This is a genomic window from Streptomyces sp. DH41, from assembly GCF_029813785.1.
Classification (GTDB): Bacteria; Actinomycetota; Actinomycetes; order Streptomycetales; family Streptomycetaceae; genus Streptomyces.
In genome coordinates this window covers 1-19,819 of record NZ_JARVKY010000045.1, presented here as the reverse complement: position 1 = coordinate 19,819, position 19,819 = coordinate 1, and the positions used below count along the sequence as shown (strand labels likewise).

The 19,819-nt window shown below is 70.7% G+C and carries 17 protein-coding genes; 3 read left to right on the top strand and 14 right to left on the bottom strand.

All coding sequences use genetic code 11. The features are described 5' to 3' along the window. Positions 1-444: a DUF948 domain-containing protein gene (locus QC283_RS38225; protein ID WP_279566395.1), complete on the bottom strand. Its 444-nt coding sequence runs from the start codon at positions 442-444 to the stop codon at positions 1-3. Between the two features lie 172 nt (positions 445-616). Here QC283_RS38225 and QC283_RS38220 point away from each other — a divergent pair, with 172 nt between their 5' ends. Further along, a complete protein-coding gene (locus QC283_RS38220) occupies positions 617-2,803 on the top strand; it encodes an ATP-binding protein (RefSeq protein ID WP_279566394.1) in 2,187 nt (728 codons plus the stop codon). Positions 2,804-2,849: 46 nt separating this feature from the next. On the opposite strand, the gene rpsD is transcribed toward QC283_RS38220, so the two are convergent. From rpsD to QC283_RS38195, 5 genes are all read right to left on the bottom strand, one after another. Beyond that, positions 2,850-3,464: a 30S ribosomal protein S4 gene (rpsD, locus tag QC283_RS38215; protein ID WP_279566393.1), complete on the bottom strand. Its 615-nt coding sequence runs from the start codon at positions 3,462-3,464 to the stop codon at positions 2,850-2,852. A 296-nt stretch (positions 3,465-3,760) separates the two neighbouring features. Next, complete coding sequence (locus QC283_RS38210) at positions 3,761-5,116, bottom strand: replication-associated recombination protein A (protein ID WP_279566392.1); 1,356 nt, start codon at positions 5,114-5,116, stop codon at positions 3,761-3,763. A gap of 58 nt (positions 5,117-5,174) precedes the next feature. Next, positions 5,175-5,837, bottom strand: coding sequence for a vitamin K epoxide reductase family protein (locus tag QC283_RS38205; protein WP_279566391.1), 663 nt, complete (start codon positions 5,835-5,837; stop codon positions 5,175-5,177). 204 nt (positions 5,838-6,041) lie between these two features. Further along, positions 6,042-7,304 carry a histidine--tRNA ligase gene (gene hisS, locus QC283_RS38200; RefSeq protein WP_279566390.1) on the bottom strand — a complete coding sequence of 421 codons (1,263 nt, stop codon included), beginning with the start codon at positions 7,302-7,304 and terminating at the stop codon, positions 6,042-6,044. Positions 7,305-7,317: 13 nt separating this feature from the next. Beyond that, a complete protein-coding gene (locus tag QC283_RS38195; protein WP_279566389.1) occupies positions 7,318-8,025 on the bottom strand; it encodes an MBL fold metallo-hydrolase in 708 nt (235 codons plus the stop codon). A 183-nt stretch (positions 8,026-8,208) separates the two neighbouring features. Here QC283_RS38195 and QC283_RS38190 point away from each other — a divergent pair, with 183 nt between their 5' ends. Next, complete coding sequence (locus tag QC283_RS38190; RefSeq protein ID WP_279566388.1) at positions 8,209-9,036, top strand: peptidylprolyl isomerase; 828 nt, start codon at positions 8,209-8,211, stop codon at positions 9,034-9,036. 135 nt (positions 9,037-9,171) lie between these two features. Continuing rightward, the gene (locus tag QC283_RS38185) at positions 9,172-10,401 is read left to right on the top strand and encodes a DUF349 domain-containing protein (RefSeq protein WP_279566387.1); all 1,230 of its coding nucleotides are present in this window, start codon (positions 9,172-9,174) and stop codon (positions 10,399-10,401) included. 75 nt (positions 10,402-10,476) lie between these two features. Here QC283_RS38185 and relA read toward each other — a convergent pair whose 3' ends face one another. The 8 genes from relA to ruvC form a co-directional block, all read right to left on the bottom strand. Beyond that, positions 10,477-13,014: a GTP pyrophosphokinase gene (gene relA, locus QC283_RS38180; protein ID WP_279566386.1), complete on the bottom strand. Its 2,538-nt coding sequence runs from the start codon at positions 13,012-13,014 to the stop codon at positions 10,477-10,479. A 172-nt stretch (positions 13,015-13,186) separates the two neighbouring features. Then, on the bottom strand, positions 13,187-13,735 hold the full coding sequence (locus QC283_RS38175) for an adenine phosphoribosyltransferase (protein ID WP_279566385.1): 549 nt from the start codon (positions 13,733-13,735) through the stop codon (positions 13,187-13,189). Beyond that, a complete protein-coding gene (gene secF / locus QC283_RS38170) occupies positions 13,732-14,871 on the bottom strand; it encodes a protein translocase subunit SecF (RefSeq protein ID WP_279566384.1) in 1,140 nt (379 codons plus the stop codon). The genes QC283_RS38175 and secF overlap by 4 nt, the downstream gene beginning before the upstream one ends. 1 nt (position 14,872) lies before the next feature. Beyond that, positions 14,873-16,633, bottom strand: coding sequence for a protein translocase subunit SecD (gene secD / locus QC283_RS38165; protein ID WP_279566383.1), 1,761 nt, complete (start codon positions 16,631-16,633; stop codon positions 14,873-14,875). Between the two features lie 135 nt (positions 16,634-16,768). Next, complete coding sequence (yajC, locus tag QC283_RS38160) at positions 16,769-17,284, bottom strand: preprotein translocase subunit YajC (RefSeq protein ID WP_279566382.1); 516 nt, start codon at positions 17,282-17,284, stop codon at positions 16,769-16,771. Positions 17,285-17,459: 175 nt separating this feature from the next. Next, positions 17,460-18,533, bottom strand: a complete 1,074-nt coding sequence (ruvB, locus tag QC283_RS38155) for a Holliday junction branch migration DNA helicase RuvB (RefSeq protein ID WP_279566381.1) — start codon at positions 18,531-18,533, stop codon at positions 17,460-17,462. A 27-nt stretch (positions 18,534-18,560) separates the two neighbouring features. After that, positions 18,561-19,166, bottom strand: a complete 606-nt coding sequence (gene ruvA / locus QC283_RS38150) for a Holliday junction branch migration protein RuvA (protein ID WP_279566380.1) — start codon at positions 19,164-19,166, stop codon at positions 18,561-18,563. Then, on the bottom strand, positions 19,163-19,729 hold the full coding sequence (gene ruvC, locus QC283_RS38145; RefSeq protein WP_279566379.1) for a crossover junction endodeoxyribonuclease RuvC: 567 nt from the start codon (positions 19,727-19,729) through the stop codon (positions 19,163-19,165). Before ruvC ends, ruvA begins: the two co-directional genes overlap by 4 nt. Positions 19,730-19,819: the final 90 nt, after the last annotated feature.

Here is a 19,819-nt window from a genome sequence, read left to right as displayed (position 1 = left end):
TCAGTCCTTCTTCCGCTTCGTCCGCCGCGCGGCCGGGATCGTACGGCCGACGATCACGGTACGCCGCGGCTGCTTGGCCGGGCCCGCGGGCTCGCCCTCCTTGCGACCGCCGAGTGCCCGCCGTACGCCGTACCCGAACGCGGCGACCTTGACCAGGGGGCCGCCGAAGGTGGAGGCCACGGTGGTGGACAGCGCGGAGGCGTTCGACGTGACCTCCTGGACGTCGGAGGCGATCGCGTCGACCCGGTCGATCTGGGTCTGCGCGGAGCGCACCGCCGAGGAGGCGTCGGACAGCAGCGGGACGGCCTGGTCGGTGACGTCCGCCACAAGCTTGGTGGTCGCCCTGAGCGTCTGGGCCAGCCTCGCCAGTGCGACGGCGAGGAAGGAGACCAGGATCGCCCAGAAGACGGCCACCAGGATTCCGGCCACCTCGCCACCGGACACTGTGCACCCGCTCCCTGAAAGACGTGCCTGAACATCGGGAAAGTCGTGCACCGAGCCTATCGCGCCGGGCGCGGGGCTCCGTACCGGATTACCGTCCGCGCGCGGCGGAATGCGGTGAAGTCCCGGGAAGCGATTGTACGGAGTGAATTCGGTTCAGTACGCTCCGTGTTTTATGCGAGACCATCGGCGCGACGGCATCCCGCAGGGCAACCTCCCGCTGGAACTCGACACCTTCGTGGGCAGAGCGGCGGAACTCGCGGAGCTGGCCCGGGCGCTGGGCTCCGGGCGACTGGTGACCGTGACCGGGACCGGCGGCGTAGGGAAGTCGCGGCTGGCGGCGCGGGCGGCCGGACGGTGCGCACCCCGGGACGGGGTGTGGCGGGTGGAACTGGCGCCGGTGCGCGACGAGGAGTTCGTCGACTACGCGGTCGTGGAGGCGCTGGGCCTGACCGACCACACGAGACGGCTGCCGCGCGAGACGCTGCTCGCCCACCTCGCCGAGCGGGAACTGCTCCTGGTCCTCGACGGGGTCGAGCACCTGGTGGACGCCTGTGCCGCGCTGGTGGCCGACCTGCTGGGCCGCGTCCCGGGGCTGCGGGTCCTGTCGGTCGGACGCAGACCGCTGGGCGTGGCCGGGGAGCAACTGCTTCCGCTGGCGCCGCTGAGCCCGGAGGAGGCGGTGGAGCTGCTGACCGTCCGGGCGGGGCAGCGGCACCTGACGTACGGGTACGACGCCGATCTCGACGAGGGCCACGGGGAGGTACGGGAGCTGTGCCGGCGCCTGGACGGGATCCCGCTGGCGATCGAGCTGGCGGCGGGGCGGCTGGGCGCGCTGTCACCGGGGCAGGTACTGCAACGGCTGGACGACCGCTTCCGCCTGCTGACCGGCGGGGACCGCACCGCGCTGCCCCGGCACCGGACACTGCGTACGGCGATCGGCTGGAGCCACGAGCTGTGCACGCCGGCGGAGCGGCTGCTGTGGGCACGGCTGTCGGTGTTCGCGGGTCCGTTCGACCTGGAGGCCGCCGAGTACGTGTGCAGCGGCGACGGGCTGCCCGCCGACAACGTGCTCGACGTGGTCTCCGCGCTGCTCGCGCAGTCCGTGCTGACCCGCGAGGAGACCCCGGCGGGGGTGCGCTACCGGATGCTCGACACGGTGCGGGCGTACGGTGCCGACTGGCTGGAGGCGACCGGCGACGCGGCGCGGCTGCGGCGGCGGCACCGGGACTGGTACGTGGGCCTGGCGACCTGGTGCGAGCTGGAGTGGTTCTCGCCGCGCCAGCACCAGGTCACCGCGCGGGTGGACGCGGAGCTGCCGAATCTGCGCAGCGCCCTGGAGCACTGCCTGACCGAGCCCGACGAGGCGCATCTGGGCCAGTATCTGGCGGGCGCCCTGTGGTTCCACTGGGTCGGCTGCGGACGGCTTTCCGAGGGGCGGCGCTGGCTGGAGCAGGCGGTGCGGCTGGACCCGGAGCGCACGGCGGGCGAGCAGTCCCGGCTGAAGGCGCTGTGGGTGCTCGCCTACGTGGCGATCCTGCAGGGCGACATGGTGCCCGCGCTGGCGGCGCTGCAGGAGTGCCGGGAGGAGGCCGAGCTGTCGGCCGACCCGACGGCGGTGGCGTACGCGGAGCACCGCACCGGCTGTCTTGCCCTGGTCACGGACGACATGCCGCGCGCGGAGACACTGCTGCGTTCCGCGCTGCGGCGCTACCGGGAGATCGGCGAGCTCAACAGCAACGTCCTGATGGGCCAGGTGGAACTGGCGATGACGCGGGCGTTCCAGGGTGACATGCCGGACGCGGTGCGCCTGTGCGAGGACGTCCGGCAGGTGTGCGAGGACCACGGCGAGCGCTGGACCCGGGGCTACGCCCTGTATGTGCTGGCCTACGCGGCCTGGAGCGACGGTGAGCCGAAACGCGCCCGCGAGTTGCTGGCCGACTGCCTGGCCAGTGCCCACCGGTTCCGGGACCAGCTCGGCTCGGTGCTGGCGGTGGAGCTGCTGGCCCTGGTCACGGTGGCGGACGGTGACGCGGCGGAGGCCGCGGTGCTGCAGGGCGTGGCGGGGCGGATGTGGCCGTCGGTGGGGCTGCCGTTGTTCGGCTCGGCGCACTACAACGCGCCGCACGAGCTGTGCGAGGCGGCGGCCAGGGAGCAGCTGGGCGACGAGCGCTACGAGGAGTGCGTACGGCACGGGGCTCGGCTGGGCCGCCGGGAGGCGGTGTCGCGGGCGCTGCGGCGGCCCGGGGTGTCGGCCTCGCTGCCGGCGCCGCGCGGGGCCGGGCGGCGTGCCACGGCGGGCGCGCGGACGGCGAAGCCCGCCGCCTCGCCCACCCGGAAGGGCGGGGAGACGGCGGGCTGAGGTACCGCGGAGGTACTGCGCCTTGCCGAAGCGGCGTCTGCTGGGATCAGCGGGCGTAGTACTCGACGACGAGCTGCTCGTCGCAGATCACCGGGATTTCCTTGCGGTTCGGGTCGCGGTCCAGGCGGAAGGCAAGGGCCTTGAGGTTCACCTGGAGGTAGCGCGGGGTCTCGCCGTCGGGGGCGAAGCCGCCTTCACGGGCGATCGTGAAGAGCGTCTTCTCCTTGGAGCGCTCGCGCACCTGCACGACGTCGTCCGGACGGACGCGGAAGGACGGCTTGTCGACCTTCTGGCCGTTGACCTGGATGTGGCCGTGGACGACCATCTGGCGGGCCTGGTAGATCGTGCGGGCGATGCCCGAACGCAGGACCAGCGCGTCGAGGCGGCGCTCCAGCTCGATGACCAGGGCCTCGCCGGTCTTCATGTTGGTCTTGGAGGCGCGCTCGTAGGCGCGGACGAGCTGACGCTCGCTGAGGTCGTACTGCGCGCGCAGACGCTGCTTCTCGAGCAGACGGACCTTGTAGTCCGAGTTCTGCTTGCGGCCGCGGCCGTGCTCACCCGGCGGGTAGGGGCGGGCCTCGAAGTACTTGACGGCCTTCGGGGTCAGCGCGATGCCGAGGGCACGCGACTTCTTGACCTTGGGACGGGGCTGGTTCGCCACTGTCTGTGTCTCTTTCCTGGTTTCCGGCTTGTCAGGGTTGAGGGAGGTCGCAATCCGCAGCCGGGGAAACCCGCCGGGTCCGCACGGGACCTGCCGGGCAGCCGCTCCCCTGGTCTGGGCACATACGTGCAGCACGCGAGTGGCCCACCGACCGCTCCCGGAACTCCGGGTGGTGGTGGGCTGCCCGCGACACCTGTCGACGGTGCGCGACGCTCCTGGAACCCGCTGGGGGCTCCGGCCGGTTGTCCCGTTCTGACTGCACGGGACTCGGCGCTCCGAGCGATTCTACAGGCTGCTCAGGACCGCTTGCGACCGAGGTGCCCGCGGGTCCACTCCACCGCGTCCGCGTATCTGGCCTCGGCGCCGTGCCGGGTCGGTGTGTAGTACGCGCGGTCCTTCAGCTCGTCCGGGGCGTACTGCTGGGCGGCGATGCCCTCCGGCAGGTCGTGCGGGTACACGTATCCCTGCCCGTGCCCGAGTTTGCCCGCGCCCTTGTAGTGGCTGTCGCGCAGGTGCGAGGGGACCGGTCCGGCGTGTCCCTTGCGTACGTCGTCCAGGGCGGCGCCGATGGCGGTGGTCGCGGCGTTGGACTTGGGGGCGAGGGCCAGGGCGATGGTGGCGTGGCTGAGGGTGAGCCCTGCCTCGGGGAAGCCGATCATGGCGACGGCCTGCGCGGCGGCGACGGCGATCGGCAGGGCGTTCGGATCGGCCAGGCCGATGTCCTCGCTGGCGGAGATCATCAGGCGGCGCGCGATGAACCGGGGGTCCTCGCCGGCCTCGATCATCCGGGCCAGGTAGTGCAGGGCCGCGTCCACGTCGGAGCCGCGGATGGACTTGATCAGGGCGCTGGCGACGTCGTAGTGCTGGTCGCCGTCGCGGTCGTACTTCACCGCGGCGCGGTCGACCGTCTCCTCCAGCGTGGTCAGGGCGATCTCCGTCTCGCCCTTGTCCAGCGCGGCCCCGGCGGCTGCCTCCAGCGCGGTCAGGGCACGGCGGGCGTCGCCGCCGGCGATGCGCAGCAGGTGCTCCTCGGTGTCCTCGGGGAGGCCGACGGCCTCCCTCAGGCCCCGTTCGTCGGTCAGGGCCCGGCGGAGCAGGTCCCGGACGTCGTCGTCGGTGAGGGGTTCGAGGGTGAGGAGCAGGGAGCGGGAGAGCAGGGGGGAGATGATCGAGAAGTACGGGTTCTCGGTGGTGGCCGCGATCAGGGTGACCCAGCGGTTCTCGACGGCCGGGAGCAGGGAGTCCTGCTGGGCCTTGCTGAAACGGTGGATCTCGTCGAGGAAGAGGACGGTCTCCTTGCCGTACCCGCCGACCGCGCGGCGGGCGCCGTCGATGACCGCGCGGACCTCCTTGACGCCCGCGGTGATCGCGGACAGTTCCACGAAGCGCTTGTTGGTGGCCTTGGAGACGACGTACGCCAGGGTGGTCTTGCCGGTGCCCGGCGGGCCCCAGAGGATGACCGAGGAGGGACCGGCCGGTCCGGAGCCGCCCTCACCGACCAGGCGGCGCAGGGGTGATCCGGGCTTGAGCAGGTGCTGCTGGCCGACGACCTCGTCGAGGGTGCGCGGGCGCATCCGCACGGCGAGGGGGCTGCCGGTCGGGTCCTTCTCCTGGCGTTCTTCGGCTGCGGCGGTGAACAGGTCGGGCTCCACGCTCTGAACCCTAGATGACCGCACTGACAACGCGACGGGCCCGGTGGGCCCGGGGCGGTCAGCTGGTCCAGAAGTCCCACCAGCGAGTGAGGATCAGCATGCCGATGATGCCGATGTGCAGCACCGGCAGCACCCAGGTGAACTCGCCGAAGAATCCCTTGAGCCAGCCCGGCGCGGGCAGGAAGCCCTTGCGGACGTTGAAGGACGTCACGTACCAGAACATCAGGATCGTGGCGACCCAGGCCAGGCAGCACCACAGGCACAGCGCGTTGATCCGGTACAGGGACTCGAACTGCAGCCAGGTGACGAACCCGACACCGAACAGGCAGCCGGCGTTGAAGGTGAGCCAGTACCAGCGCGGGAAGCGGGCCCCGGCGAGCAGGCTCATTCCGGCGCAGACGACGATGCCGTAGGTGACCAGGCCCAGCATCGGGTTGGGGAAGCCGAAGACGGCCGCCTGGTCGCTCTCCATGACGCTGCCGCAGGAGACGACGGGGTTGAGGCTGCACCCGGGCGTGAACGTCGTACCCGCGACCTTGGCCTCGAGCAGCTTGAACTTGTCGAGCGTGATGACCCACGCGGCGAGCACTCCGGCCGCGCCCGTGATCACCAGCAGCAGGGCGAAGGCACGGCTGCCGCCCTCGGCGCGCGATGCTCCGGCGGTGGGTCCCGGCGCGGGCTCTGCCACGGTGGAGACGTCCTTCACTGTCGTCTTGCTCATCACGCCGATTCCGTCACTTGAGTCCGACCTGCTTCGGGCAGGGCCATTGTGCCGCACGGACCTGTATGGCCACTGTTCGATGAACATATGAACGCACCGATGGTCGCCCCGGAGGGTTGTGTTCCGGCCGATTCCCGTTCCCCAGGGGCACACGCGAACGAACGCGCGCGCCCCTGGAGGCGACGGGACGTACAGGCAGGCCCGCTAGCCGAGCCTCGACTCCAGCTCCGCCACGATCTCGTTGACGCCGATCGCCGCCTGCTCACCGGACTCCATGTCCTTGAGCTGGACGACGCCTTCGGCGAGGTCGCGCTCGCCCAGGACCAGGGCGTAGCGGGCGCCCGAGCGGTTGGCCGCCTTCATCGCGGCCTTGAGGCCCTTGCCGCCGTAGGAGAAGTCGGCGGCGACGCCGTTCTTGCGCAGCTCGGTGACCTTGGCGAACAGGATCCGCCGGGCCTCCTCGCCGAGCGGGACGGCGAAGACGGAGGTGGCGGACGGGATGTCCAGTTCGATGCCCTCCGCCTCCAGGGCGAGGACGGTGCGGTCGACGCCGAGGGCCCAGCCGACGGACGGCAGGGCGGGGCCGCCGATCATCTCGGACAGTCCGTCGTAGCGGCCGCCGCCGCCCACCGCGGACTGGGAGCCGAGGCCGCCGTGGACGAACTCGAAGGTGGTGCGCGTGTAGTAGTCCAGTCCGCGCACCAGCTTCAGGTCGTCCTCGAAGACGACGCCCGCCGCCGTGATCAGCTCGCGCACCTCCTCGTGGTACGCCTTGCAGGCGTCGCACAGGTAGTCGCGCAGCAGCGGGGCGTCGGTGAGCTGCTTCTGCACCTCGGGGCGCTTGTCGTCCAGGACGCGCAGCGGGTTGATCTCCGCGCGGCGCAGCGTCTCCTCGTCCAGGTCGAGACCGCGCAGGAAGTCCTGGAGCGCGGCCCGGTAGACGGGGCGGCACTCCTTGTCGCCCAGGGAGTTGAGCAGGATGCGGAAGTTCCGCAGGCCCAGCGCGCGGTACGACTGGTCGGCGAGGATGATCAGTTCGGCGTCCAGCGCCGGGTCCTCCGCGCCGATCGCCTCGGCACCGACCTGGGAGAAGTGGCGGTAACGGCCCTTCTGGGGGCGCTCGTAGCGGTACTGCGAGCCCGAGTACCAGACCTTCACCGGCAGGTTGCCCGCCTTGTGCAGGTTGGCCTCCAGGACCGCGCGCAGCACGGGAGCCGTCGTCTCCGGGCGCAGGGCGAGCCGGTCGCCGCCCTTGGTCTCGAAGACGTACATCTCCTTGGTCACGATGTCGGTCGACTCGCCGACACCGCGCGCGAAGAGCTCGACGTTCTCGAAACCGGGCGTCTCGATGTAGCCGTAGCCGGAGTTGCGCAGCGGGGCGGCGATCGCCTCGCGGACCGCCAGGTACTTGGCGGAGTCGGGCGGCAGCAGGTCGTACGTGCCCTTGGGGGCCTTGAAGGTGCTCACGGAAGGTCTCTCGTCACATTCCTCGTCGGGGAGCCCGGGGAGCTCCCTGGCCGGCCGCCACCTGCCGCAGATACGGGTTGGTGGCGCGCTCCTGGCCGATGGTCGTCTGGGGGCCGTGTCCGGACAGCACCACGGTCGAGTCGTCGAGCGGCAGGCACACGCGTGCCAGCGATTCGAGCATGTCGTCCATGGAGCCACCGGGGAAGTCGGTGCGTCCGATGGAGCCGGCGAACAGCAGGTCGCCCGAGAACATGACGGGCGGGATGTCCGCCGCCTCGGGCAGGCCGAAGGTCACCGACCCCTTGGTATGGCCCGGGGCGTGCGCGACGGTCAGCTCCATCCCGGCCAGTTCCAGCCTCGCGCCGTCGGTCAGCTCCCTGACGTCGTCCGGTTCCCCGACGGTCAGCTCGCCCATGAGCGGCATGCCGATGGTGCGGCCGATCCCCTTCTCGGGGTCGCTCATCATGAAGCGGTCGTCGGGGTGGATCCAGGCCGGCACGTCGTGCGCGCCGCAGACCGGGACGACCGAGGCCACATGGTCGATGTGGCCGTGGGTGAGGACGACGGCGACGGGCTTGAGCCGATGCTTGGCGAGTGCTTCCTCGACTCCCTGGGCGGCCTGATGGCCGGGATCGATGATCACGCACTCCTCACCGGCGGCGGGGGCGACGAGATAGCAGTTCGTCCCCCAGGCCCCGGCGGGGAACCCGGCAATGAGCACGATCGTCCTTCGTTTGTGTCGGTACGGGTGGGCTTGCGAACGGGCCGCGCCCATGGTCAGAGCCTACCGGCGGTGCCGATTCCTCAGCGAACCCATATACGGTACGGGGCTACACGCCCACGGTCGGCTCATCGCACCCACGCGTACCGGTCGGCACACGAAGACGCATGAGGAGAGAACCCGGTGGTCACCCAGGAGCAGCGGCGGCGTCAGCTCGCCCGGGAGAAGTTCTTGCGGCAGCAGCAGCGACGTACCTCCGCGCGACGCAAGGCGCGCATGCGCAACGCCGCGATCGCGTCGGTACTCGGCGTGATTCTGATCGGCAGTGTCGCGCTGTACACGACCGGCGTGGTCCTGGGGGACGACGACGACAGCAAGACGAACGCGAGCGCCGAGGTCACCCCGAGCGCCTCGGCGAGCAGCAAGGCGCCGGACCCGTGCGAGAAGCCGGCCGAGGGCGAGGTCAAGACGCAGACCTGGGAGAAGGAACCTGCGATGACCATCGACAAGTCGGCGAAGTACACGATGAAGTTGGCCACGACCTGCGGCGACATCGACATCGCGCTGAAGGCGAAGGCGGCGCCGCACACCGTCAACTCGTTCAGCTTCCTGGCCGGCAAGGGCTTCTTCGACCACACGCCGTGCCACCGGCTGACCACCAACGGGATCTACGTGCTCCAGTGCGGGGACCCGACGGGCCAGGGCAACGGCGGTCCGGGGTACAACATCCCGGACGAGAACCTGAAGGACAAGAGCCTGAAGGAGAACACGTACCCGGCGGGCACGATCGCGATGGCGAACACCGGTCAGCCGGACTCCGGCGGCAGCCAGTTCTTCCTCGTGTACCAGGACAGCCCGTTGCCCCCCAGCTACACGCCGTTCGGCACCATCTCGGACGAGGGAATGACGGTGCTGAAGAAGATCGCCGCCGCCGGCGAGAGCACCGGCGCGGGCGACGGAGCACCCAACGCGACGGTCGTGATCGACAAGGCCACCGTCACGAAATCCTGACCCTCATCAGCGAAAGTTCGGTCGCGCGGGATGCGGACAGGCCCCCCGCCGGTCGCCTATGTTGGCCGTGACGAAACTGTGGACGATGCCCGGGGGCAGTGAAGCCCTCCGTCGGCATCATGTGGAGGAGGCGCTGTGAGCAGCGACCCGTGGGGCCGCGTCGACGAGACGGGGACCGTGTACGTGCGTACGGCCGACGGCGAGAAGGTCGTCGGCTCCTGGCAGGCAGGCTCCCCCGAGGAGGCGCTGGCCTATTTCGAACGCAAGTACGAAGGCCTGGTTGTCGAGATCGGCCTCCTCGAAAAGCGGGTGAAGACCACCGACCTGTCGGCGAAGGACGCCCTGGCCGCCGTGGAGCACCTGCGGGAGCAGGTCGACGCGCACCACGCGGTGGGCGATCTGGAGGCGCTGCGGGCCCGGTTGGACAAGCTCGTCGCGCTGGTGGGGACCCGCCGCGAGGAGCGCAAGGCCCAGCGGGCGAAGCAGTCCGACGAGGCGCGCGGCGCCAAGGAGGCACTGGTCGCCGAGGCCGAGGAGCTGGCGGCGTCCGACCAGTGGCGGGCAGCCGGTGAGCGGCTGCGGTCCCTGGTGGACACCTGGAAGGGCCTGCCGCGTCTGGACCGCAAGTCCGACGACGAACTGTGGCACCGCTTCTCGCACGCCCGCTCGGCGTTCTCCAAGCGACGCAAGCAGCACTTCGCGCAGCTGGACGCGCAGCGCGAGGAGGCCCGCCGCACCAAGGAGCGGCTGGTCGGCGAGGCCGAGGCGCTGTCGAGCTCGACGGACTGGGGGCCGACGGCCGCCCGCTACCGCGACCTGATGTCCGAGTGGAAGGCCGCCGGCCGCGCCCAGCGCGAGCACGAGGACGACCTGTGGAACCGCTTCCGCGGCGCCCAGGACGTGTTCTTCGCCGCCCGCAGCTCGGTCTTCGCCGAGCGGGACGCCGAGCAGACGGAGAACCTCAAGCTCAAGGAGGAGCTGGCGGGGGAGGCCGAGAAGCTCCTGCCGGTCACCGACCTGAAGGCGGCCCGCGCCGCGTTCCGCTCGGTCAACGAGCGCTGGGAGGCCATCGGCCACGTGCCGCGCGACGCCCGGCCGAAGGTCGAGGGCCGGATGCAGGCGGTCGAGCGGGCGCTCCAGGAGGCCGAGGAGACCGAGTGGCGCCGGACCAACCCGGAGGCACGCGCGCGTGCCGCGGGCCTGACCGGTCAGCTGCAGGCCGCCGTCGACAAGCTGCGCTCCCAGATCGAGCAGGCGCGCGCCCAGGGCAACAACGCCAAGGCCGACAAGCTGGCGCGTGAGCTGGAGGGCCGGCAGGCGCTGCTGGACCAGGCGCTGAAGGGTCTGCACGAGTTCGGCGGCTGACACCGCCCACGCACGAAAGGGGCTCCCCGTACGTTGCCGTACGGGGAGCCCCTTTCGTGCGTTCTGTGCTGGCCGCTACGAGGGCCTGCGCGCCGACGTCACCCGGTACACGTCGTACACGCCCTCCACGCCCCGTACGGCCTTCAGGACGTGCCCGAGGTGCTTCGGGTCGCCCATCTCGAAGGTGAAACGGGAGGTGGCGACTCGGTCGCGGGAGGTCTGGACGGCCGCGGAGAGGATGTTGACGTGCTGGTCGGACAGCACGCGCGTGACGTCCGACAGCAGCCGGGAGCGGTCCAGGGCCTCGACCTGGATGGCGACCAGGAAGACGGAGGACTGGCTGGGGGCCCACTCGACCTCGAGGATGCGCTCGGGTTCCCGGGAGAGCGAGTCCACGTTCACACAGTCGCTGCGGTGAACCGATACGCCGCTGCCACGGGTGACGAAGCCGATGATGGGGTCACCGGGGACGGGCGTACAGCAGCGGGCCAGCTTGATCCACACGTCCTCGACGCCCTTGACGACGACGCCCGGGTCGGCGTTGGTCCGGCGTTTGCGACCGCGGGCCGGGGGGACCGACTCGTCGATCTCCTCGGTGGCGGCCTCCTCCCCGCCGAGCGCCTGCACCAGCTTCTGCACGATGTTCTGCGCGGAGACATGGCCCTCGCCGATCGCCGCGTACAGCGCGGAGATGTCCGAGTAGCGCATCTCGTGGGCGAGCGTGACCAGGGAGTCACCGGTCAGGATGCGCTGGATCGGCAGGTTCTGCTTGCGCATGGCGCGGACGATGGAGTCCTTGCCCTGCTCGATCGCCTCGTCGCGGCGCTCCTTGGAGAACCAGGCACGGATCTTGTTGCGGGCGCGCGGCGACTTCACGAAGCCGAGCCAGTCGCGGGAGGGGCCCGCGCCGGCCGCCTTGGAGGTGAAGACCTCCACCAGGTCGCCGTTGTCCAGAGTGGACTCCAGCGGGACGAGACGGCCGTTGACCCGTGCCCCTATGGTGCGGTGGCCGACCTCGGTGTGCACCGCGTACGCGAAGTCGACGGGGGTGGCGCTCGCGGGCAGCGCTATGACGTCGCCCTTGGGGGTGAAGACGAAGACCTCGTTGCGGGAGAGGTCGAAGCGCAGGGACTCCAGGAACTCCCCCGGGTCCTCGGTCTCCTTCTGCCAGTCCAGGAGCTGCCGCAGCCACGCCATGTCGTTGAGGTGGTCGTCCTTGCCCTTGCCGGACGACTTCGGCGCGTCGGTGCGGACCTTGGAGGCGCCGGCGACGGCCTCCTGCTTGTACTTCCAGTGGGCGGCGATGCCGTACTCGGCGCGACGGTGCATGTCGAAGGTGCGGATCTGCAGCTCGACCGGCTTGCCGTTGGGCCCGATGACCGTCGTGTGCAGCGACTGGTACATGTTGAACTTGGGCATCGCGATGTAGTCCTTGAACCGGCCGGGAACCGGGTTCCATCGCGCGTGCACGGTGCCGAGCGCCGCGTAGCAGTCGCGGACGGTGTCCACGAGGACGCGGATGCCCACCAGGTCGTAGATCTCCGCGAAGTCACGGCCGCGGACGATCATCTTCTGGTAGACGCTGTAGTAGTGCTTGGGCCGCCCGGTGACGGTCGCCTTGATGCGGGCCGCGCGCAGGTCCTGCTGGACCTCGTCGGTGACGACGGCGAGGTACTCGTCGCGCTTGGGGGCACGCTCGGCGACCAGGCGGACGATCTCGTCGTACATCTTGGGGTAGAGGATCGCGAAGGCGAGGTCCTCCAGCTCCCACTTGATGGTGTTCATGCCGAGGCGGTGGGCCAGCGGCGCGTAGATCTCGAGGGTCTCGCGGGCCTTCTTCTCCTGCTTCTCGCGCTTGAGGTAGCGCATGGTGCGCATGTTGTGCAGGCGGTCGGCGAGCTTGATGACCAGGACGCGGGGGTCCTTGGCCATGGCGACGACCATCTTGCGCACGGTCTCGGCCTGCGCGGCCTCGCCGAACTTGACCTTGTCGAGCTTGGTGACGCCGTCGACGAGGAGGGTGACCACGTCGCCGAAGTCGCGGCGCAGGTCCTCCAGGCCGTACTCGGTGTCCTCGACGGTGTCGTGCAGCAGGCCGGCCATCAGCGTGGCCGGGTCCATGCCGAGCTCGGCGAGGATGGTGGTGACGGCGAGCGGGTGCGTGATGTACGGGTCGCCGCTCTTGCGCTTCTGGCCGCGGTGCCAGCGTTCGGCGACCTGGTAGGCGCGCTCGATCTGGCGCAGGGTCGCCGTCTCGATCTTGGGGTCGTTGCCGCGCACTATCCGCAGCAGCGGCTCCAGGACCGGGTTGTACGGGTTGGCGCGCTGCACACCGAGGCGGGCGAGGCGGGCGCGGACGCGGTTGGAGGAACCGGAGCGGGCGGGCTGGCCGGACGGCGTGCGGACGACGGGCGCGTTCCGGTCGCGCTCGGGCGGGATCGGCTTGGGGAGCGGCCGCTGCTCGGCCGGCTTGTCGACGGGCGCGGACGGGGCGTGCTGGATCGGCCCGCGGGTGTCGTTCTTCGCCTGTGGCGCGCTCGGTGCGGGCTTCGCCGCGGGCGCCGAGGCGGACTCGGGCTTTGCGGCGGTCAGTGGCTGGGCCTCGTCTGGCAAGAGGACTCCTCGTGCGCGATCCGGGTCCCCCGGTCAGGCTCCGGAAACCCCATGGTAGCGATCCTGCGCCCCAGGATCGCCTTCAGGCCACTGTGAGGGCCGTCAACCCGAGAAACGCCTGAGGCGGGCGCCGGATTCCTCCGGGCCCGCCTCCGCTGTGCGACGGGAACCGTCAGACCGTGAGCAGCGCCTTCAGCGGTGCTCCGGCCAGGGCCGGCTCCAGACGGGCCCGCCCGCCGAGGAAGCCCAGCTCCATCAGGACGGCGAGCCCGGCCACCTCGGCGCCGGCCCGGCGGATGAGCTCCAGCGAGGCCTCGGCGGTGCCGCCGGTGGCGAGGACGTCGTCGACGACCAGCACCCGGTCGCCGGCGGCCAGGTCCTCGGCGTGCACCTCGATCTCGGCCGAGCCGTACTCCAGGTCGTACGCCTGGCTGAGGGTGGCTCCGGGGAGCTTGCCCGCCTTGCGTACGGGGATGAAGCCCAGGCCGGCCCGCAGGGCCACGGGGGCGCCGAGGATGAAGCCGCGGGCCTCCAGGCCGACGACCTTGGTGGCGCCGGTGCGCTCGGCGACCTCGGCGAGCGCGTCGGTCAGGGCGGTGAACGCGGCCGGGTCGGCCAGGAGCGGGGTGATGTCCTTGAACACCACTCCGGGCTCCGGGTAGTCGGCCACGTCCCGGATGCGGCTGAGCAGCAGCCGCGTGATGTCGGTCGTCTCGGTCATCGGCGCTTCCCCGAGGGTCGGCCGCGGCCCCTGGTACGGGACGCGGGCTGGTTGCGGGGGCCGACGACCGCGGGGGCCGCGTCGTCGGTCTCGTCGATCTCGTCGGCCTCGTCGTCGGCGTATCGCTCCTCGTCGACGGCGGACTCCGCCGGCTCGCCCTTCGCCGCGGCCTGGGCACGCTTGGCGAGGACCCGCTTCTTGAGCGCCTTCATCTGCGGCTCGGCCTCCTTGAGGTCGGCGACCAGCGGCGTGGCGATGAAGATCGACGAGTACGCGCCCGCGGCGAGACCGACGAACAGCGAGAGCGAGATGTCGTTGAGCATGCCGGCGCCGAGGACACCGCCGCCGATGAACAGCAGACCGCCCACCGGCAGCAGGGCGACCACCGTGGTGTTGATGGAGCGGACCAGGGTGCTGTTGATCGAGCGGTTGGCGATCTCGGCGTAGGTCCAGCGGGTCTGTTTGGTGATGTCCTTGGTCTGCTCCTTGAGACTGTCGAAGACGACGACCGTGTCGTAGAGCGAGTATCCGAGGATGGTCAGCAGACCGATCACCGTGCCCGGCGTGACCTCGAAGCCGACGAGGGCGTAGATGCCGACGGTGATGGTGATGTCGTGGACCAGGGCGATGAACGCGGCGATCGCCATACGCCACTCGAACGCGATCGCCAGGTAGATCACCACGAGGACCATGAAGATCCCCAGACCCTGCCAGGCCTTGTTCGCGATCTGGTCGCCCCAGCTGGGGCCGACCAGATCGGCGTTGATCTTCTCCGTCGGGACGCCCAGGTCCTTCGAGAGCTGGCCCTTGATCTGGTCCGACTTGGCGGTGTCGGTGCCCGAGATCTGGATGCGGAGGCTGCCATCGCCGAGCTTTTGGACGATCGCGTCGTGGCCGGAGGCCTCTTCCGCGTACGTCTCGGCCTGGGAGACCGAGGCGCTCATGTTCTTCGGGGTGGTGAAGACCGCGCCGCCCTGGAACTCGATGCCCATGTGCAGGCCGCGCACCGCCAGGCCGACGATGGCCGTGATGGTGATGAGGATGGAGATGCCGTACCAGAGCTTGCGGTTCTTGACGAAGTCGTAACCGATCTCACCGTGGTGCAGTCGGGCGCCGAGGTTGCCGAGCTTTCCCATCTCACGCCTCCTTCGGGTCGACGTGGCCGGCGGGACGGGCGGGGCGGCGGGTGCGGCGCAGCGGCGGCTTGGCACCCAGGCTCTTCGGGTCGAGACCGGACCACTTGTGACCGCTCGCGAAGAACTTGCGCCGGGCCATCAGCGTCAGCAGCGGCTTGGTGAAGAGGAACACCACCACCACGTCGAGCAGCGTGGTCAGACCCAGGGTGAACGCGAAGCCCTGCACCTTGCCGACCGTGACGGCGAAGAGCACCGCGGCGGCGAGGAAGGACACGAAGTCGGAGACCAGGATGGTCCGCCGGGCGCGCGGCCAGCCCCGCTCGACGGCGGGACGCAGCGTGCGGCCCTCCCGGATCTCGTCGCGGACGCGTTCGAAGTAGACGATGAACGAGTCCGCGGTGATGCCGATGGCGACGATGGCACCGCACACGGCCGGCAGGTTCAGCGCGAAGCCGATGGTCGGTCCGAGCAGCGACATGATCACGTACGTGAGGCCCGCGGAGACGAACAGCGACGCGATGGCGATGAACGACAGACCGCGGTAGTAGACCAGCAGGTAGAGGATGACCAGGGCGAGGCCGATCGCGCCGGCGATGAGGCCCGCTTCGAGCTGCTCACCGCCGAGCGCGGCGGTGACGGTGGTGACGCTGTCCTCCTCGAAGGTCAGCGGCAGGGCGCCGTAGGACAGCATGTTGGCGAGGCCCTGGGCCTCTTCCTGGTCGAAGTTGCCGGAGATCTCCGCGTTGCCGCCGGTGAGCGCCTGGCTCACGTACGGGTCGGAGACGACCTCGTTGTCCAGGACGATGGCGAACTGGTTCTGCGGGGACTGGTTCTGCGCGAGCTTGCCGGTGATGTCGGCGAACTTCTTGGCGCCGCCGTCCGTGAACTTCATCGTGACGGTCCAGCCGGCGGCGGTCTGGGTGTTGTAGACGGCCTCGGACTCGTCGACGTCCGTGCCGTCGACCGCCGCGGGGCCGAGGATGTACTTCTGCCACTGGCCCTGCGCGTTCTGACCGCAGGCGAGCGTCGAGTCGCTCGGCTTCGCTCCTTCGCCGACCTTGGCCCGGGCCGCCTCGTCGGTGCAGTCCAGTGCCGCGTACTGGGCCTGGAGCTCGCTGTCGGCGTCGTTCGCGGGGGCGCTCGCGGAAGGCGACGCGCCGTCGGTTGCCGTGGCGGAGGGACTGGGGTCGGCCTTCAGGGCGTCGGTGAGGGCGCGGCCCTGGGAGGTGGCGCTCGCCGAGGGGGAGCCGGACGGCGACGAACTCGCCTCGTCCTTGTCCGTGGCCTTGTCGGTCGCCTTGTCGGTGGCGCCGCCGGTGGCGCTCGGCGAGGGGCTGCCCGTCGCGGCGGGGCCGGACAGCTCGGTGGTGAGGACCGGGCGGAAGTAGAGCTTCGCCGTCGTGCCCACCTGCGCCCGGGCTTCCTCGGAGTCCGTCCCCTTGGGGATGTTGACGATGATGTTCCGGTCGCCCTGGGTCTGAACCTCGGACTCCTGGACACCGAGCCCGTTGACACGGCGTTCCATGATCTCGACGGCCGTGTCCATGTTCGTCTTGTTGATCGCCGACTCCTGGCCGGCCTCCGGCACGGCCCTGAGCGTGATGCTCGTGCCGCCGGCCAGGTCGATACCGAGACGCGGAGTCGTGTGTCCGGAAGCGAACATGCCTCCCGTGAGCGCCACGATGGCGATCACGATCAGGGCCAGCGAGCGCCCGGGCTTACTCTGGGCGCTCGCGTTCTTTCCCTTTTTAAGTGCTGCCACCTTTGTGTACTCCCTCTCATGCCGCTTCGCGCCGGGTAGGCGTCACCGGCGGCCATCACATGGTGTCGGCATCCGTGCGAGCCGCCGCGCGGCACACGGGGGGCGCGGGCCGTGCCCGCGCCCCCCGGGGCACGGCTACTTCGCGTCGGAACCGCCGTCGGACTTCTTCGCCTGCTCGTCCGTCTTCGCCTCGGCGGACGCGGCGTCGGCGGTCGGCTCGTCGGCCGGCTCGTCGTTCGCGTCCTTCTTGCCGAGGTCGACGGGCCGGTCGTCGGAGGAGACGGCGGCGTCGGCGGCGGAGGCGTCGGTTTCGGTGAGGGAGGAGGCGTCGTCCGGGACGACGTCGGCATCGGACTTCAGGTCGTGCTCGATGCCGTGGACGATGCGGTTGTACTCCTCGTCGGTCAGGACGGCACCGATGGAGTTCTTGGCGAAGAGCAGCTCGACGCCCGGACCGGCGTCGAGGAGGACCGTGTCCTCGCTGACCTCCTTGACCGTGGCGTACATGCCCCCGATGGTGCGGACACCCGAGCCGGGCTGCATCTGGTTCCGCATGTCGGCGGCCTGCTGCTGCTTCTTCTTCGCCGACCGCGTCATCAGGAACATGGCCCCGATGAGCACGATGAACGGGAGGAGGGTCACGAGACTCACGGGTCGGTACTTCCTTCACACGACCGCGATGATGAGCGGCCTGATGGTTGGGGGTGTGTGCGCCGTCGACAAGGGCGGCATCGGCGGAGTCTAAGCGAGTCCGCGCGCATGGAACAACGCTCAGCATGGCACCGGGGTTCCTGCTCCGGCGAATGTCCTCTTCGTGACGGGATCGTCACGTCCCGAACAAGTCCTGTTGTCCGTTTCCCGAACTCTGCGAACGCGGCGGGGTGAGGCCGAGATGCGCCCATGCGGCGGGGGTCGCCACCCGTCCGCGTGGGGTGCGGGCGAGCAGGCCCTCCCGTACGAGGAAGGGTTCGGCGACCTCTTCCACTGTCTCACGCTCCTCCCCCACGGCGACGGCGAGCGTGGACAGGCCCACGGGCCCGCCGCCGAACAGCTTGAGGAGGGCCTCCAGCACGCCCCGGTCCAGGCGGTCCAGGCCGCGCTCGTCCACCTCGTAGACCGCGAGGGCTGCCGAGGCGATCTCCTGGGTGATCAGACCGTCGGCCTTGACCTGGGCGTAGTCACGGACCCGGCGCAGCAGACGGTTGGCGATGCGGGGTGTGCCGCGGGAGCGGCCGGCGATCTCGGCGGCGCCGACGGTGTCGATCTCCACGTCGAGCAGACCCGCCGAGCGGTGGATGACGCGTTCCAGTTCGGCCGGTCCGTAGAACTCCATGTGCGCGGTGAAGCCGAAGCGGTCGCGCAGCGGCGGCGGCAGCAGTCCCGCGCGCGTGGTGGCGCCGACCAGGGTGAAGGGCGGCAGCTCCAGGGGGATGGCGGTGGCGCCCGGGCCCTTGCCGACGATGACGTCGACGCGGAAGTCCTCCATCGCCATGTAGAGCATCTCCTCGGCGGGCCGCGACATGCGGTGGATCTCGTCGAGGAAGAGGACCTCGCCCTCCTGGAGGGAGGAGAGGATCGCCGCGAGGTCTCCGGCGTGCTGGATGGCGGGGCCGGAGGTGATGCGGATGGGGGCTTCCATCTCGGCCGCGATGATCATCGAGAGGGTGGTCTTGCCCAGGCCGGGAGCGCCGGAGAGCAGCACGTGGTCGGCGGTCGCGCCGCGCGCGCGTGCGGCGCGCAGCACCAGGTCGAGCTGCTCGCGGACCTTCTCCTGGCCGATGAACTCGCCCAGGTCCTTGGGGCGCAGGGCGGCCTCCACGGCCTGGTCCTCGCCATCGGCGGACGCACCCACCAGCCGTTCGCCCGCGGCGTCCGTGTCGGTCGTGTCGTCCCAGTTCATCAGGTGTGCCTCGGCTCTCGGTACGGACTATCGGGCGCGGTTCAGGGTCTGCAGGGCCGCCTTCAGCAGCTGCCCCACCTGGGGCGTGCCCCCGGCGGACTCCGCCTGGGGTGCCACGGCGGAGACGGCCTCGTCGGCCTCGCGGGTCGCGTATCCGAGGCCGATCAGGGCCGCGTGCAGCTGGTCGCGCCAGCCGGTGCTGACCGGCGTGCCGACGGCGGGTGCCCCGAGGGGCTCGCCGAGGCGGTCCCTCAGTTCCAGGAGCAGCTTCTGCGCGCCCTTCTTGCCGATGCCGGGGACGGCGGTGAGCGCCTTCTCGTCGCCGGTGGAGACGGCTGAGCGCAGGGCGTCGGGGCTGTGCACGGCGAGCATCGCCTGGGCCAGCCGGGGGCCGACGCCGCTGGCCGTCTGGAGCAGCACGAAGACCTGGCGCTCGTCGTCGTCGGCGAAGCCGTACAGAGTGAGCGAGTCCTCGCGGACGACGAGCGAGGTGGCGAGTTTGGCGGGCTTGCCGACCCGGAGGGTGGAGAGTGTGTTCGGCGTGCACTGGACGGCCATGCCGACGCCGCCGACCTCGACCACCGCGGTGTCGGGGGCGAGGGCGGCGACCGTGCCGCTGACGAAGGCGATCATGCCGTACGGCCTTTCGGTGCGGGCGGGGCTTTGGGAGTCCGCGGGGCTTTCGAGGTGTGCAGGGCCACTGCCTGCTGGAGGCGGTTCTGCGCGGGGGCGCGCCAGATGTGGCAGATGGCGAGCGCGAGGGCGTCCGCCGCGTCGGCGGGCCTGGGCGGCGCGGCGAGCCGCAGCAGGCGGGTGACCATGGCACCGACCTGCGCCTTGTCGGCGCGTCCGCTGCCGGTGACGGCGGCCTTGACCTCGCTGGGGGTGTGCAGGGCGACCGGGATGCCCCGGCGGGACGCGCACAGGATGGCGACGGCGCTGGCCTGGGCGGTGCCCATCACCGTGCGGACGTTGTGCTGGCTGAAGACGCGCTCCACGGCGACGTACTGGGGCCGGTGCTCGTCCAGCCACTGTTCGATGCCCTGCTCGACGGCGACGAGGCGGTGGCCGAGGTCGGCGTCGGCGGGGGTACGGACGACGCCGACCCCGATCATGGTGAGCGGTCTGCCCGCGACCCCTTCGACGACGCCGACCCCGCAACGGGTCAGTCCCGGGTCCACCCCCAGTACGCGCACGTGCCCTCCCGTTCGATCTCCTGTTTGTGCAGGCTATCGGCTGCCACTGACAGGAGCGGCGGGGGGGGGGGGGGGGGGGGGCCCCCCCGC